We start from the raw sequence: 14,737 nt of genomic DNA on the forward strand, positions 1-14,737 counted from the left end.
ACGGCTGAAAATAGACGCGGAATTGTACAGGATTGCGCACAAAATGGTCAGCCAGCATTAACACTGACAAAAAGCTCTTGCCAGAGGCCTCCATGGCGGGCAGCATTCGCCAGTCGTCTTTAAACACACAAAATCATTTGAGGAAGCGAAACATGGCACAAGCAACAGCGCGTCACATTCTGGTAGACACCGAAGCAAAGTGTGAAGAACTGAAAAAAGACATCGAAGGCGGGCAGGATTTTGCCGAAGTCGCTAAGAAGCACTCATCTTGTCCGTCTGGCGGTAACGGCGGCGACCTGGGCTCCTTCGGCCCCGGCCAGATGGTTCCAGAATTCGACACCGTGGTTTTTAGCGCTGACCTGAACACCGTGCAGGGCCCGGTAAAAACCCAGTTCGGCTATCACCTGCTGGAAGTGATCAGCCGCGGCTGATCTGTTCGCCCGGCGAATCGCTCATGGATCGCCGGGCGTTTAGTACAAAACGACTTTCTTACATAACGACTATTTCGTAGTGGCCTGGGGTGCTAAAAACTGGCCCAGCTGCTCGCCAATGCTCTCTACAGGCTCAATAACCGCTTGCTTCACGCCACTGGATACCACGCGGGTAAAAGCCGCGCCGGCATCGCTTTCCAGAAAGCTTAGATACTGTTCCATTTCCGCACCACTGATATCCTGGTAGGCATACAGGTAACTGTTAAACACCTGCTGCCCCACAACTCCTTTCAAAACCGAACGCTGACTTTCTATACGCTTTTGAAGAGTTTCGAAGTTCACCGAATCACTGCTGAACGCTGCCATGGTAGACGCTAACCCAAGCTGCACCGCAATGGTGGTATCGACAGCGCTTTGGGTTGCGCGCGAAGCGCGGTCAAAACGCACGAAACTCTTGGCACGATCGGTATTACCGAATCTTTGGGCCAGTTGGTCGGCCTGCGCGCTAATTTGCGGCCACACCGCCGGTGCTGACGCGGCGACTTCGGCTCTTGAGATTTTCTGTGCGACGGGCGTGTTGTACCAGTCAGCCACGGCTTGCAGCTGCCCATTGCTCAACTCCGCCTGCAGGCGGCCTGCCACCTGCTGCTCTATTTTCTGCGGATTAAAATTGTTGCTAACCACATACCCAACCGCGTCAGCGACCATCGGCGGAACCTGCCCTGTCTGCTTAAGGCCATCGCGTATGCCCTGGCTCATCATGGCCGGGTACTGGGCAATAATTTCGTCCATTGGCGAGGCTCTGAGCACCTGCCTGGCGTCCACCGTCTGCTGCTGTTTTGCAGCGGGTGACGTTGCCGCAGCCGCAAGCGCAGGGCTACCCAGCAGTGCCGCCGACATCAAAAAAACACAGATTTTGTTACCACCCATCATAATGCCGCCATCCAAAGATAATGTGGGCTGTTTATGACACGGCCAGCGCCCACACGGCAAGTAAATCCCTGCGCGAGCGGATGACAGTTTGGTAGGGTTGATCGCCGTGCGGCACACCGCAAGGAGCATTAATACGTGGTGCTGAACTCCAGGCTAGCCTCAAGAGCCCGCAAGCGGGATACCAGAAAAGTCATCACCAGCCGCACCCGCGCCATTTGTTGGGTGTCCTGATTCACGTGCAGCCATAAATCCACACTTTCACCTTCCAGCGGCTCCGACAGGCGCCGCAATTCACGAGCGTCTTCGCCCAGATAGCAGGGCAATACAGCCACCCCTGCACCGCTGCGGGCCAGCGCCACCATTGCCTGCAAGCTGTTACAACGAATCACCGAGGTTACATGTTTCAGGTGGCGACGGTACCAGCGCCCGGTCGCCAGCAGGCTGAAGGTTTCATCGGGGATAATCCAGCGCAGCTGTTCCGGCCGCTGATCAATATCGAAACCGCGGTTACGGCGACAGTATCCCGGGGTGGCATACACCGCGTATTCCATCGCCGCAATGCGCTCACCTTCCCATGTCGCCTGGGGTTTGTTTTCCGGGCGCAGGGTCAAATCAGCTTCGCGATGGCTTAAATTGCTGACGTCGTTGTCGGTCAGAACTTCCAGCTCGATGTCTGGATACTTTATAAGCAGGCTCGCCAGAATCGGCGCTAACAGCTCGGCCATCAGCGTGTCCGGGGTGGCGATGCGTATCTTGCCCTCCAGCGCAGTTGTTTCCTGGCGTAATTTACGCTCCAGGTTTTCCATTTCCGCCGCCAGTTTCTCAGCCTCGTAAAAAGCCATTTCACCGGCAGCCGTCAGCTTCAAACCTTCGCGGCTGCGCTCGAACAACCGAACTGCCAGGGCCTCCTCCATATGGTCAAGCCGACGCAACACCGTGGTTTGGTGCACGCCCAGTATTTCTCCGGCTTTGGCGAGCGTTCCACCTATTGCCAAAGCGCGTACATATCGTAGATAATCCCAATCCATAGATCACTGCATATTTGCAACGTGGATAGGGATTATAACGTATTTATACTGCGAATATGAATCTATATAGTTAACTATATATTCGGCAAACACCCGAAACTCACTGTTGAGAAATTTCTTAAAGGAGGAAAGCACTATGGTCACCAAGCCAGTCGCAACCGTTCACCAGCTGCCGTCATCCATCCTCCACAACAGTGGCGCTATTCGCAGCCAGTACACCCGTGAAGCCAGCCGTTATATGGTTCAGGCGATCACACGCAAATTTCGCTCCTGGAACAAAAGAGCGGTGGCTGTGGCTACCGACATGGGCCAGGTACAGGGCGGCCACTAAGCCGACCTGAAGATCAAAAAAACGCCGGCAAGCGCTAAGCTCCCGGCGTTTTTTTGTGAATGGAATGTATCAATCGAAAACCCAATTGAAAAAAAGCACCCATGAGTCCCAGTCGCGTGCCATAGTCTATAGTGACCGACGAAGCGCAGAGCGTCTTACACCACGGCCGCTTGGGCCTTCATAATGATTGGCTCAACCGCGTTTTTCTTGTCCAGCTATTTTGGATTTATGGGCTTTTAAGCCCACTTCAAACCAGCGCTGGGTGAGCCTGGCGACTTCCTATGGGCGTCGCGATTTTCGTCCATTCCTGACGGGCCACCTCCCGGACCAACCAAGATAATGGTGCAAAGCACATGGCCGTCACGACCTTGCAAGTGCAGGCTCATACTGCCCTTCGCACCCTGCCCTGCCACGAGGAAATACTGTACACAATCAGCGCCAGCCAGATCACCATAAAACTTGTTAACTGAATAGGGCTTAAAGGCTCGTTGAAAACCAACAGGGCGATTACGAACTGCAACGTCGGGTTTATGTACATCAGAAAGCCAACAGTAGCTAACCTCAGGCGTCGCGCGGCGCCGGCGAACAGCAGCAGGGGAATGGCCGTTAACACGCCGCTGGCCATCAACAAGCTGCCCGTGGGCAAATCCCGGGTAAAGTTCGAAGCGCCCGATGTGGTCAGCCAACCAAAGGTTATTAAGCCCAAAGGCAGTAGCAGGAGGGTTTCCACGAATAAACCGGATAAACCGTCTAGCTGGATCTGTTTGCGCAGAAGCCCATACACGCCAAAACTGAATGCCAATACCAGGCTAATCCAGGGTAGCTCGCCCAGCATCAGCAGCTGGAGCGCGATGCCAAAGCCGGCGATAGCGACCGCTGCCATCTGCCAACGCCCCATCTGTTCGCGCAACACCACCATGCCCAAAGCGACATTCACCAGCGGCGTCAGAAAATAGCCCAGGCTAGCCTGCAACACGTGGCGGGTTTCAACGGCGTATATGTACACGCCCCAGTTCAGCGCTATAAGCAACGCGCAGCCCAACACCCGCCAAAGTTGTCGCGGACTGGCAAAAGCGTCTTTTACCGGCTGCCAGCGCCTTAACCCGGAAATCAGGATGGCCAGAAAAACACAGGACCAGATGATTCGATGCACCAGAATCTCAAGGGCCGGCACGCCCTGAAACAGCGCAAAAAATAGCGCGAATGAGCCCCAGATAGTGTAGGCGCATACGCCATACCACACGCCTTTGGTCTGTTCGGGCACTGGGCTCTCCGCTGTGCAACAGGCAACAAAAAAACCCCGGGCCCTGCGCCCATGGCGCAGCCCGAAGTGCAGGATCTATAATCAGTGAAATCAGTACAATCAGAGTTTAACGGATTATTTACTGCTCAGTATCGCAAGCAGCATTTGCGCCTGCTCGATCGCTTCGCTACCCAATGCGGTCAGGTAGCCGCCGTCGTCGCGGGTAATCAGGCCTTTACTGAACAAACGCACTGCCGCCGAAACCAGCTCCGGGGCGGCCTCATTGCGATGTACTTTGATACCTTCCTGGGCGGACGACGAATCGAACTGGGTTAAAAGATTCAGCTCGGCCAGGTGATCTGCAGAGAATGCCATGTAGTTTCCTCGTATGATGTCAGATGTCCGGCTTAGGGCCGGTTGTTACAGTCTATACCATGAGCGCCATGAAACTTTCCCGTATTGTCAGCAACCAACCCGATATAAGCCGCAAAAAAGCGAACTGGCTGATTGCTACCGGCCAGGTGTACGTTAACGACCTGAGTTGCCGTAAGGCAGACGCCGATGTGGACGAATTTGCGGTGGTCAGCGCCAACGGAAAAACCGTACAGCAGGGCCATTGTGCCCACTATATTATGCTGCACAAACCTGCAGGTTATCTTAGCGCTACCGAAGATGATACGCACCCTACGGTTCTGCAATTGTTACCTCCCGCTTTAGGCCAGGGCCTGCACATTGCCGGCCGGCTGGATCGCGCCACTACCGGCCTGATGATACTGACCAACAACGGCACCTGGTCACGGCAATTAACGCTGCCCGGCATGGGCAATGCCAAGGTTTATCGGGTAACAACCGCCTACCCGATTGGGCCAGACACGCCGCAGCGCTTTGCTGAGGGTATTTGGTTCGAATACGAGCAGCTCACCACAGCCCCCGCCACGCTTGAATTGCTGGAACCAACACTGGCAAGGCTGACTATTTATGAAGGCCGCTATCACCAGGTGAAGCGCATGTTCCACGCCGTAGGCAATCGGGTCATTGCGCTACACCGAGAACAGATTGGCCACTTACAATTAAACAGCGATTTGGCCGAGGGTAACTTCAGAATGCTGACGGGTTCAGAGATTGAAGGGCTGAATCGGTATTACACTTGAGGAATAACCCTTGTTGAAGCGATATACTTTGTAGCTATGAAATACGTCCACACGTTTTGCTCTCCGCTTCTCGCACTTTTTCTGGCACTCGCCAGCGGAGCGACTCATGGCGACACCATCAAGCGTATTGTGCACAGCGACGGCAGCGTGGAGTTTTCCAATGTAAAAAGCGACAGCCCGCTGGCGTCGGATGGCGCAGCCACGGTGTACCGTTATCAAGACAAATACGGCGTGGTGTCCTACAGCGGCGAACGCCCGGCTAACGCCAAGTTTTCGGTGATTCGCTTCCACTGCTTCGCCTGTGATCCTTCGTCTACGGTGAATTGGGACACCACGCCGCTGTTTGCATCCCGCTACAATGAACAGATTGCGACGGCGGCCAAAGAGTTCAATGTAGATCCTGCCCTCGTTCGCGCCGTTATTCACGCCGAATCGGCATTCAATCCCGGGGCGCTGTCGCCCAAAGGGGCACAGGGACTTATGCAACTGATGCCCGCCACTGCAATCGAGCTGGGGGTGGTTAACGCCATGGTTGCCGAAGACAACATTCGCGGTGGTGCAAATTATCTGGCGCAAATGCTGATTCGCTTTCGGGGCGACACCAAGCTGGCCACCGCGGCCTACAACGCCGGCCCCGGAGCCGTTAACCGCCACAATGGCATTCCGCCCTACGCAGAAACTCGGGCTTACGTGAAAAGAGTGGGTATTCTGTACCGCCGTTACGCCGCGCTTTAACGCGCCTTTCCAAAACCCGCTCAAGCCCACAGTCCCTTCAGCCAAAAGCCAGCCAAACACCTACCAGCATCATCAGGCTGCCTGAAATTCGATTGGCCAGCCGTACTTTATCACCACTGCGCAGAGCTCGGCGCAAGGTGCGCCCACCATTGGCATACAGCAGCAAGCACAAAAATTCCATGCTCAGAATAATGAGTATCAGCGCCGTAAGCTGCGGCGCCATTGGCAGCGAGCTGTCTATAAACGGCGGCAGCAAAACCACCAGAAACGCCCAGCCTTTGGGGTTGGCAATGGCGGTTATAAAACCCTGCATGGCCAACTGCCAGCGGGTGCTGCTCGGCAATATCGCGCCCTCTTCCGGCATCGCCATTTTGCCGCGGGAACGCCACATTTGTACGCCCAGCCATATCAAATAGGCACCGCCCGCGTATTTGGCCACCTCAAACACCGTGGGATAACCCAGCATAAATGTAGCCACGCCTACGGCAGACGCAATGGCCACAATACCAACGCCCAGCAGTTCGCCGATCATCATCCATAATGCCCGGCGCACACCCACAGTAATGCCCAGCGACAACGCCAGGGTCATACACATGCCGGGAGTCATAGACACCACAAAAAAGGTGGGCAAAAACACCGACAACAACGCCAAATTCAAAACCGACATAACCATCCTTAAACGTTTGCAGCGACGCTGCGCATAAATTTTCCGGCGTAGCGCCGCTATAGCAGCACGCTGACAATACCCACACTACTAACGATGAACAGCACAACTCCCAACAGGCGGAAAAACACCGGCGTTTCGGCTTTCAAAATACGGTCGTGAAAACGCAGCCCTATCACATGACCAATGGCGGCGCATGGCAACAGCCACAGATGGTGAATCAGCTGCAGATCCAGCCCAACCCAGATAAACGCAGCCAGTTTGATCAGCACCAGAATAAACCAGAGACCAAACAAGGTGTCGCGCAGCTTTTCCCGGGGCAGATGCTGCGCCGCCACCGCAATAATCAATGGTGCACCAATCAGCGAGGTACCGCTGATGTAACCACCGGCCATCAGCAAGCCCACGTCCACCGCTTTGCTGTTGCTGCGAAAAGGCCGGTTGAGGATATAAGACACCGAATAAATCGCAACAATCACAAATATGATGGAGCTAAGCACATTTGCCGGCAGTGTAAACAGACCAAACACGCCAATCAGTTTAGGCACGATCATAATGCGGAGCATACGCCACAGGTAAGGCCAATCCACCGTGCTCTCTACCTTGCTTTCTACCGTGCTTTCCGGCGCTGTTACGGCGGCATCCGGCCCAAAGCCGGTTAATGTCTGGCCGCTTTTATCACCTTTCTGGCTTTGACCGCGGCGATTGTTCATCCAGATGGTCAGTGATGAAAAAACCAGCAGGTGAACGGCTATGATCGGCAAAAAAACCAGCGGGTCGTCTTTCACCAGCAGCAAAAACGGCAACGACAATACAGCCCCACCGAAGCCCAACCCGGAGCGTACAAAACCGCTCCAAATGAAGATCAGCGCAATCAAACCGTACTGAATTAGGGAAAGATCTGACATAACATCCTGAACAGTAGGAGTAAATTCATTCGAGTGTAACGGTTTTCAATAAAAAACACCGGGCAAAGCCCGGTGCAACATGCGTAATTTATCCGCCGTGGCAGCTTACCGGAGCGTTTAATCGCTCACCGGGCCCTCCTTGATAGCTGAGCGCATGCGCCGGCGCAGTATTGGCCCAACCAGCGTTGGCAGCACCAAGCCCAAACCCGCCACCAGCCACAAACCAATAGCCAAAGGGCTAGACCAGAGCGTCATCCAGTCTCCGTCAGACAATATCAACGCGTGACCCAGGTTCTTTTCCATTTCTGGCCCCAACAGCAGGCCTAGAATAATGGGTACCATGGGAATTTCCAGCTTGCGCAGAATAAACCCGCCCACTCCAAACACAATCATGAAGTACAGATCAAAGGTGCTGTGGCTAATGGAGTAAATACCCACAAACGCTACCATGGTCACAATCGGCAGCAGGTACATTGGCGGCACCGACAGCAGCCGAACAAACACGCTAATCATCGGAATGTTTAGTATCAGCAGCAATACGTTGCCAATCAACAGCGCAGCGATCACCCCCCACACAATCTCGGCGTTCTGGGTGAACATTAACGGCCCCGGCGTGATATTCAGGGAAATCAGCATGGCCAGCAACACCGCTGTGGTGCCACTGCCCGGCACACCCAGAGTCAACATCGGCACCAAAGCGCCAGACGCCGCGCCGTTGTTGCCGGCCTCAGGCGCCACTACGCCACGAATATCACCTTCGCCAAAGCGGCCTTTTTTGCCCAGCACCGTTTTTTCCAGGGTATAGCTGATAAAGCTGCCCAAAGACGCACCGGCACCCGGCAGCACACCGGCCATAAAGCCCAGCACACCACCGCGCAGCTGGGTGGGGATAGTCGATACAATTTCTTTGAAACTCAGCGTCAGTTTCCCTACCTTCACTTTGCTGCGGCCTTTGCCCATTCGTGCTTCAACAAAAAACAACAGCTCGGATATGGCGAACAGCCCAACAATCGCCAATATGAAGTCGATACCTTCATACAGCTCCAACACACCGGCGGTATAACGCTGGGTGCCGGTGGATATGTCGATACCCACGGTGGAAATCATGATGCCAAGCGCTGCAGCAATCACCGTTTTCATCGGATTTTTGCCGGTTATGCCGCCAAGAGTGGCGAACGCCAACACAAACAGGGCGAAGTATTCCACCGGCCCGAAGGTCAGTGCGAATCGCGCCAGCACCGGTGCCAGAATGATAAGCCCTATAGTGCCAATCAAGCCCCCCGCGAAAGACGCAATCGCTGAAATGGCCAAAGCATCTGCCGCACGGCCTTGTTGCGCCATGGGATAGCCGTCCAGGCAGGTCATCATGGCTGGCTCGTCGCCCGGTATGTTTAGCAGGATGGACGAAATCCGCCCGCCGTACATAGCTCCGACGTACACCGAGGTGAGCAGAATCATCGCGGTTTCCGGCGGCAGCCCCAGGGCAAAAGCCAGCGGAATCAGAATCGCAACACCGTTAGCAGGGCCCAAGCCCGGCAGGCAGCCGATCAGGGAACCGGCAAAGGCGCCGAACAGCGCAAACATCAGGTTGTACGGTGTTAACGCCACCGCAAACCCGTCCATCAGAAAGCCAATGGTTTCCATGGTCAGAAGCCTCCCAGCAGGCCGTCAGGCAGGCTCAGCGACAAGCCATAGTTGAACAACCCGAACACCACAACGGCACTGATTAAACCCGTCACAAATGCCTGCTTCAGAGGTGCACCCATGCGCCAGCTCAAGACTCCGATAACCAACGTAGTGGAAATAATAAATCCCAATGGCTCGAGCAGCAGCGCATAAACCACCAGCACAATGATCGAAATCACCAGTTCCAGAGCAGATTTGCCCACCGGCCATTTGGCATCGGCGTCTGGTTTGATCATCAGGTACAGGCTGCCCACCACCAGCACAATCGCCAGAATGGTGGGGAATGTTTCTGGCCCTACACCCTCGGCACCGCCGAAGGGTTCAGGCCATTGCTGCGCTACCCAGCCATAGGCAACCGCCACAACCAGCAGAAACAAGCCCAGAATACGGTCGCCCATGCCGGTCATTTTAGTAGACCGATTTCCCGGGACAGGTTTTCAATGTCCTGCACCTGGTTGGTTACAAAGCTTTCAAACTCGCCGGCCTTGGGGTGGAACGGAATCAGACCGTTACTTTTCATCACGGCTTTCCATTCTTTGCTGGCGTAAATAGTGTCCATCGCCTCTACCCAGTATTGCTGAGCTTCTTCGGAGGTTTCTTTGGGCATATAAAACCCGCGCCAGTTAGGGCCAAGCGCATCAATACCTTGCTCGCGGGCGGTAGGTATGTTGCCAAATTTGCCCGGCAGGCGTTCTTCGGAAAGCACCGCCAGTACGCGCAAATCGCCCGATTCCATAAAGCCGGTCGCTTCAGATACGTCACCGGTAAAGGCATCCACCTGGCCACCCACTACCTGGGTCATGGCTTCGCCGCCGTTGTTGTATGACAGGTAAGGAATGGACGGCAACTTTTCGGCACCCGCCGCTTTTGCTGCAATCAGCACTTTCAAGTGGTCCCAACCGCCGCGAGCACTGCCGCCGGCAAACTTAACCGCGCGTGGGTCTTCTTTCAGCGCATCCATCAGCTGATTCAAGTTTTGGTACTCGGAATCTTTGCTCACAGCGATGATGCCGTAGTCGGCTCCCAAAGCGCCGATCCACTTCACCATCGAGGCGTCCAAACCGGGAAACTGCTTCTGTGCCAACCGGGTGGTGGTGGCGGTAGACGCCGCAACAATCAGCTTGTCGTCGTTTTTACGCTTGCTGACGGTGTGAGCGTAAGCTACCCCACCGCCGGCGCCGGCCATATTGACGGTTTGTACAGAGCCTTCTACCAGTTCAAGCTTCTGCATAACGTTGCCAACGCTACGGCAGGTGAAATCCCAGCCGCCGCCCGGGTCCGCCGGAGCCAGACACTCTACTGTCCCGCTGGGCTCCCAGGCCATGACAGACATACTGAAAGCGGCGGCCGCCGCGAGTGTTATTGTTCTTTTAATAAACATACTATCCACCTTGTTGTTTCGGTAAAAAATGGCGTTTCAGCAAACAGAATAGAAGGCAATGCGTAGTTGCTGAAGCTTGCGGGCGTAACGGATATAAAAGAACTATCATTCATTCTGTTCATACAGTTCACGGGCAAAAAGAGTTACGGTGTTTTAACCTGATAAATCCGGGCGCCCGGCGCCGATGGACCAAGCTGACGGACGCCTATGCCTGTAAAGCGACGCACAAAACTTAAAACCCGCATGATTCTCACCCTTGGCCTGGTGAGCGCTCTACAAACCGTGTTCATTGGCGTGTTTGCCGGTTATTACCTCAGCGAATCCCTATACAACGAGATTGGCCAGCGGGCTTTGATGGTCGCCAAAACCATTGCCGCCAGCCCCGCTGTTATCCGTGGCATTCAACAACGTAATATTGAAGACCTAAACGCCCTCGCCCGCACCTTGACCCGAACCAACGAGGCTCTGTTTGTTGTCATTGGCGATCAGGACGCCATTCGCCTTGCGCACCCGTCCCCCAAACGCATCGGCCAATCCATGGGCGACGACGAGGGCGATTACGGCCGTCGCGCACTGGTGGAGGGCAAGGGCTACATCGCCCGAGCGCTCGGCAACCTGGGCGAATCCATGCGGGGAAAAGCGCCGGTGTTTGAACCAGACAGCGACTTTATTATTGGAATCATATCGGTGGGCTACAGCGTAAGCCAGGTGGAAGCCACCGTGCAGCGCTACAGTTTTGTGTTTTACGGGGTTTTGAGCGTGGCATTGCTGGTTAGCATTCTCGCAGCGGTTGTGATTGCCAGTCGTTTCAAGCGCGCTATTTTTGGCCTGGAACCGGAGGAAATCGCCGGTCTGTTCCAAGAGCGCAACGCAACGCTGCAATCGGTGCGTGAAGGCATTATTGCCATTAACCGCGACGGCATTATTACCACGGTGAATCGTGCGGCCCTGGTCACTCTTGGGCTTGATACCGAGATGCCGGTGGCAGGGCGCCCCATTCACGAGATACTGCCGGAGAGCGGTTTAATGTCCGTTCTGGCCACCGGCACGCCAGATTTCGACCGCGAAGTGTGGCTGCGCAACCGCCAGATGGTGGTCAACCGGCTGCCAATGCGCCAAGGCGACGACATAATCGGCGTGGTGGCCAGCTTCCGTTTGCGTAACGAGCTGGATCAAGTCAGCCAGCAGCTCACCCGCATCCAGCAATACGCCGACACTCTGCGCAGCCAAACCCACGAATACTCCAATAAGCTGCACACCATCGCAGGGCTGATACAGTTGGGTGCCTACAACGACGCTCTGGGGCTTATTGGCAGCGAAGTCAGCAGCCATCAGGCACTGATTCACTTGCTGCTGGAAGCCGTGCCTGACCCCATCATTGCCGGTTGCCTGCTGGGCAAACACAACCGTGCCCGGGAAATGGGCCTGCACCTGGACATAGACCCAGATAGCCAGATGAACGACCTGCCGCACAATTTACCGCGAGAACAACTCGTCAGCGTACTCGGCAATTTGATTGATAACGCGCTGGAAGCCACCCGTCGGCATACCGGTGCCAATGGCCGGGTACAGCTGTCGATGACCGATCTCGGCCAAGAGCTGATTTTCGAGGTGGAAGACCAGGGCCCGGGCATCCCCTTGGAGGTTCAAAGCCGAATGTTTGAAAAGGGTGTTACCAGCAAAACAGGCACCCATCACGGTTTTGGTTTGCATCTGGTGCGTCAGTTTCTGGACAGTTGGGGTGGCTCGGTGACGGTGGAAAACCTGGGAACCGCTGGCGGCAGCCGCTTCACCTTGTATTTACCAAAAACACCCACCGGCAGGAGCCAACTTTGACCCCCATCCGACTGCTGATTGCTGAAGACGACCGCCAGATAGCGGAAATTCAGCGCCGCTTTATTCAGCGTTTGAGCCAGGTGGAATTGTGCGGCATCGCACACACCCTGGCCGACGCACAAGACCAGGCCGAAGTGCTGCAGCCCGACCTGATACTGCTGGATGTGTATTTCCCCGACGGTAACGGCCTCGATTTGCTGCGTGAGCTGCGCGCCAGTAACAGCAGCAGCGACGTGATTCTGATTACCGCCGCCAAAGAAGTGGACACGCTGCGCACCGCCCTGCGCGGCGGGGTATTCGACTACATCCTGAAACCCTTGGTATTCGAACGCCTGGAAGAGGCCATTAACCGCTTCTGTGACCATGTTGAACGCCTGTCGGCACTGAAGCATCTAGGTCAAGATGAAGTAGACGCCCTGCTCCCGCGCAACAGCGGCGAAAATGGCAACGACAGCCATCACCGACTGCCCAAAGGCATTGATGTGATTACGCTGGACCGGATTCATGAGGTCATTGCCGACGGCAAGCCCTGGAGTGCAGAGGAAGTAGGCGGCGCCATGGGTGCATCGCGCACCACAGCCAGACGCTACCTGGAATATATGACCGGCACCAGAACCCTGGTGGCCGAGGTTACCTATGGCAGTATTGGCCGGCCGGAAAGACGCTACCGAATGCAGCGCCTGCCGGCCTGAATACGCCCCGCCTGGCCTTAGCTCTTTATAAATAGCGCTTAACGCCAGACGGAACACCCACCTGCTATATCAGTTTCTGTGCCCGCGCCATGGCAAACGCAGCCTGCGGGCCGGTCCACAGCGACGGCAGAATAATCAGCGACACCGGAATGGCGGTTAGCACAATAAACTGCTGCAACACACCAATCTGGCCGGCACCCATGTACAGCAAAATCGCCGCCATGACAGCCATGGCTCCGCCCCAAAAAGCGCGAATGGCGTAGTGCGGTTCATCGTGGCCTGCGCCTACGGTGGCAATGGCATAGCTCATGGAATCGCCGGTGGTGGCCACGAAAATGGTGGTCAACAGCAGCACGGCTGCGGCCATCATTACGCCGCCGGGTAAGTTCTTGGCAACGGTCAGTGTGGCTTGATCAAAACGGAACGCGTTCAGCGCTTCGGTTAGGTCAAACACACCCGTGAGCTGGTAATACACACCCGAACCACCCAGCAGGGTGAACCAGATGGTGGTGGCGATCGGCGCCAGAATGGATACCGCCAAAATAGTCTGGCGAATGGTGCGACCGCGGGAAATGCGCGCCACAAAAATCGACATCAGCGGGGTGTAGCCAATAAACCAGGCGAAAAAGAATACCGTCCACCACTTCATCCACCATTCCGGTGCCGTTTCACTGGTCATAGTGGCCATGGCGAAGAACGACGCCAGATACTCGCCCATAGATGCCATATAAGTATTGACCAAAAACAGAGTGGGGCCGAACACAAAGATCACCGCGCCGATGACCAGAGCCAGAATGACATTGAACCGGCTCAGCAACTGAATACCACGGTGAATACCACTGACCGCCGAGGCCATGTAAACAACGGCCAGCAGGCCAAGAATAACCAATTGGGTGCTGAATTCGTCTGCCACGCCGAACAGCTCATGCAGGCCGAAACTCATCTGTGTGGCCAAAAAGCCAATGGGGCCAACGGTACCGGCAACCACCGCAATAACGCACATGGCGTCAACAACGCCGCCTAACCAGCTGCTCATAATGCGCTCGCCAAACACCGGATACAGCAAGGTACGCGGCTGTAACGGTTTGCCCTGAACGTAGTGGGCGTGAGCCAGCACCATGGCCGTTAACGACCCAAGTACGCTCCAGGCCAAGAAACCCCAGTGCATAAACGCCTGAGCCATGGCCGGCGCAACGGCCTGTGCCGTGCCGGCTTCGGTGTCAAACGCCGGTGGCGTTACCACAAAGTGATACACCGGCTCGCCAGCAGCAAAGAACACACCGCCACCCGCCAGCAGAGTACATAGAATCATCGACAGCCAGCGGAAGGTGCTGAATTCAGGCTTTTCCATACCACCCAGGCGGGCGGCACCAGCGCGGCTAACGGCCACGCCCATCGCAATGAAGAAGGTCAGCAACAGCAACAGCTGGAAAAAGGTGCCCATATACTTGGCCGTCCAGGCAAAACCCACGTCAATCACGGAGGCAAGACTGGCCGCATCCGTCAGCGACCAGCCTACGAACAGCAAAATGAAGCCAATGGTTAGAACCAGTACAACCGGATCACCGAAACGGTGAGCACCAGCATGGCCAGCGGGATGAGAATCAGAAGCGGTAAAACGGGGGTTATCGGTAGTGCTTGCACTGCTTAAAGACATGTATCGACCAGTTTCTAAAATTAGCCGACCACCGTACACACCTAGTTTCGTATTATCCAGA

16 protein-coding genes are annotated in these 14,737 nt (G+C 55.4%); 6 read left to right on the forward strand and 10 right to left on the reverse strand.

Annotation, left to right across the window (positions count from 1 at the left end):
- The first annotated feature begins 152 nt into the window (after positions 1-152).
- Positions 153-431 (forward strand): peptidylprolyl isomerase, encoded by a 279-nt coding sequence (locus A3OI_RS0100895; RefSeq protein ID WP_018402472.1) that lies wholly within the window; start codon positions 153-155, stop codon positions 429-431.
- A gap of 69 nt (positions 432-500) precedes the next feature.
- On the opposite strand, the gene A3OI_RS0100900 is transcribed toward A3OI_RS0100895, so the two are convergent.
- A complete protein-coding gene (locus tag A3OI_RS0100900) occupies positions 501-1,364 on the reverse strand; it encodes a DUF2059 domain-containing protein (RefSeq protein ID WP_018402473.1) in 864 nt (287 codons plus the stop codon).
- A gap of 128 nt (positions 1,365-1,492) precedes the next feature.
- Positions 1,493-2,392 carry a LysR family transcriptional regulator gene (locus A3OI_RS0100905; RefSeq protein ID WP_018402474.1) on the reverse strand — a complete coding sequence of 300 codons (900 nt, stop codon included), beginning with the start codon at positions 2,390-2,392 and terminating at the stop codon, positions 1,493-1,495.
- A 136-nt stretch (positions 2,393-2,528) separates the two neighbouring features.
- On the opposite strand from A3OI_RS0100905, the gene A3OI_RS0100910 reads away from it, so the two are divergent.
- Complete coding sequence (locus tag A3OI_RS0100910; RefSeq protein ID WP_018402475.1) at positions 2,529-2,723, forward strand: hypothetical protein; 195 nt, start codon at positions 2,529-2,531, stop codon at positions 2,721-2,723.
- A gap of 382 nt (positions 2,724-3,105) precedes the next feature.
- Here A3OI_RS0100910 and rarD read toward each other — a convergent pair whose 3' ends face one another.
- Both rarD and A3OI_RS0100920 read right to left on the reverse strand, forming a co-directional pair.
- Positions 3,106-3,987, reverse strand: a complete 882-nt coding sequence (gene rarD / locus A3OI_RS0100915; RefSeq protein WP_018402476.1) for an EamA family transporter RarD — start codon at positions 3,985-3,987, stop codon at positions 3,106-3,108.
- A 114-nt stretch (positions 3,988-4,101) separates the two neighbouring features.
- Complete coding sequence (locus tag A3OI_RS0100920) at positions 4,102-4,341, reverse strand: TIGR02647 family protein (protein ID WP_018402477.1); 240 nt, start codon at positions 4,339-4,341, stop codon at positions 4,102-4,104.
- Between the two features lie 68 nt (positions 4,342-4,409).
- Here A3OI_RS0100920 and A3OI_RS0100925 point away from each other — a divergent pair, with 68 nt between their 5' ends.
- Together A3OI_RS0100925 and A3OI_RS0100930 are read left to right on the forward strand one after the other, a co-directional pair.
- Positions 4,410-5,117, forward strand: coding sequence for a pseudouridine synthase (locus A3OI_RS0100925; RefSeq protein WP_018402478.1), 708 nt, complete (start codon positions 4,410-4,412; stop codon positions 5,115-5,117).
- 36 nt (positions 5,118-5,153) lie between these two features.
- A complete protein-coding gene (locus tag A3OI_RS0100930) occupies positions 5,154-5,852 on the forward strand; it encodes a transglycosylase SLT domain-containing protein (RefSeq protein WP_018402479.1) in 699 nt (232 codons plus the stop codon).
- Positions 5,853-5,889: 37 nt separating this feature from the next.
- Here A3OI_RS0100930 and A3OI_RS0100935 read toward each other — a convergent pair whose 3' ends face one another.
- From A3OI_RS0100935 to A3OI_RS0100955, 5 genes are all read right to left on the reverse strand, one after another.
- Complete coding sequence (locus tag A3OI_RS0100935) at positions 5,890-6,519, reverse strand: LysE family translocator (protein WP_018402480.1); 630 nt, start codon at positions 6,517-6,519, stop codon at positions 5,890-5,892.
- A 56-nt stretch (positions 6,520-6,575) separates the two neighbouring features.
- Positions 6,576-7,424 (reverse strand): sulfite exporter TauE/SafE family protein, encoded by an 849-nt coding sequence (locus tag A3OI_RS0100940; protein ID WP_018402481.1) that lies wholly within the window; start codon positions 7,422-7,424, stop codon positions 6,576-6,578.
- Between the two features lie 117 nt (positions 7,425-7,541).
- Complete coding sequence (locus tag A3OI_RS0100945; RefSeq protein WP_018402482.1) at positions 7,542-9,068, reverse strand: tripartite tricarboxylate transporter permease; 1,527 nt, start codon at positions 9,066-9,068, stop codon at positions 7,542-7,544.
- A 2-nt stretch (positions 9,069-9,070) separates the two neighbouring features.
- The gene (locus tag A3OI_RS0100950) at positions 9,071-9,517 is read right to left on the reverse strand and encodes a tripartite tricarboxylate transporter TctB family protein (RefSeq protein ID WP_018402483.1); all 447 of its coding nucleotides are present in this window, start codon (positions 9,515-9,517) and stop codon (positions 9,071-9,073) included.
- Positions 9,514-10,491: a Bug family tripartite tricarboxylate transporter substrate binding protein gene (locus tag A3OI_RS0100955; RefSeq protein ID WP_018402484.1), complete on the reverse strand. Its 978-nt coding sequence runs from the start codon at positions 10,489-10,491 to the stop codon at positions 9,514-9,516. The genes A3OI_RS0100950 and A3OI_RS0100955 overlap by 4 nt, the downstream gene beginning before the upstream one ends.
- Positions 10,492-10,698: 207 nt before the next feature.
- On the opposite strand from A3OI_RS0100955, the gene A3OI_RS0100965 reads away from it, so the two are divergent.
- Together A3OI_RS0100965 and A3OI_RS0100970 are read left to right on the forward strand one after the other, a co-directional pair.
- Positions 10,699-12,327: an ATP-binding protein gene (locus tag A3OI_RS0100965; RefSeq protein WP_018402486.1), complete on the forward strand. Its 1,629-nt coding sequence runs from the start codon at positions 10,699-10,701 to the stop codon at positions 12,325-12,327.
- A complete protein-coding gene (locus A3OI_RS0100970; protein ID WP_018402487.1) occupies positions 12,324-13,019 on the forward strand; it encodes a response regulator in 696 nt (231 codons plus the stop codon). Before A3OI_RS0100965 ends, A3OI_RS0100970 begins: the two co-directional genes overlap by 4 nt.
- Before the next feature lie 64 nt (positions 13,020-13,083).
- Here the strand turns inward: A3OI_RS0100970 and A3OI_RS0100975 are convergent, their stop codons facing one another.
- Complete coding sequence (locus A3OI_RS0100975; RefSeq protein WP_018402488.1) at positions 13,084-14,676, reverse strand: BCCT family transporter; 1,593 nt, start codon at positions 14,674-14,676, stop codon at positions 13,084-13,086.
- Between the last annotated feature and the right edge of the window lie 61 nt (positions 14,677-14,737).

It is taken from the genome of Marinobacter gelidimuriae (assembly GCF_000372805.1).
Lineage (GTDB): Bacteria > Pseudomonadota > Gammaproteobacteria > Pseudomonadales > Oleiphilaceae > Marinobacter > Marinobacter gelidimuriae.

Coding starts and splice junctions, on each gene's coding strand:
- A3OI_RS0100895 (WP_018402472.1), top strand. CDS start 153: ATGGCACAAGCAACAGCGCGTCACATTCTGGTAGACACCGAAGCAAAG.
- A3OI_RS0100900 (WP_018402473.1), bottom strand. CDS start 1,364: ATGATGGGTGGTAACAAAATCTGTGTTTTTTTGATGTCGGCGGCACTG.
- A3OI_RS0100905 (WP_018402474.1), bottom strand. CDS start 2,392: ATGGATTGGGATTATCTACGATATGTACGCGCTTTGGCAATAGGTGGA.
- A3OI_RS0100910 (WP_018402475.1), top strand. CDS start 2,529: ATGGTCACCAAGCCAGTCGCAACCGTTCACCAGCTGCCGTCATCCATC.
- A3OI_RS0100920 (WP_018402477.1), bottom strand. CDS start 4,341: ATGGCATTCTCTGCAGATCACCTGGCCGAGCTGAATCTTTTAACCCAG.
- A3OI_RS0100925 (WP_018402478.1), top strand. CDS start 4,410: ATGAAACTTTCCCGTATTGTCAGCAACCAACCCGATATAAGCCGCAAA.
- A3OI_RS0100930 (WP_018402479.1), top strand. CDS start 5,154: ATGAAATACGTCCACACGTTTTGCTCTCCGCTTCTCGCACTTTTTCTG.
- A3OI_RS0100935 (WP_018402480.1), bottom strand. CDS start 6,519: ATGTCGGTTTTGAATTTGGCGTTGTTGTCGGTGTTTTTGCCCACCTTT.
- A3OI_RS0100940 (WP_018402481.1), bottom strand. CDS start 7,424: ATGTCAGATCTTTCCCTAATTCAGTACGGTTTGATTGCGCTGATCTTC.
- A3OI_RS0100945 (WP_018402482.1), bottom strand. CDS start 9,068: ATGGAAACCATTGGCTTTCTGATGGACGGGTTTGCGGTGGCGTTAACA.
- A3OI_RS0100950 (WP_018402483.1), bottom strand. CDS start 9,517: ATGACCGGCATGGGCGACCGTATTCTGGGCTTGTTTCTGCTGGTTGTG.
- A3OI_RS0100955 (WP_018402484.1), bottom strand. CDS start 10,491: ATGTTTATTAAAAGAACAATAACACTCGCGGCGGCCGCCGCTTTCAGT.
- A3OI_RS0100965 (WP_018402486.1), top strand. CDS start 10,699: ATGCCTGTAAAGCGACGCACAAAACTTAAAACCCGCATGATTCTCACC.
- A3OI_RS0100975 (WP_018402488.1), bottom strand. CDS start 14,676: ATGTCTTTAAGCAGTGCAAGCACTACCGATAACCCCCGTTTTACCGCT.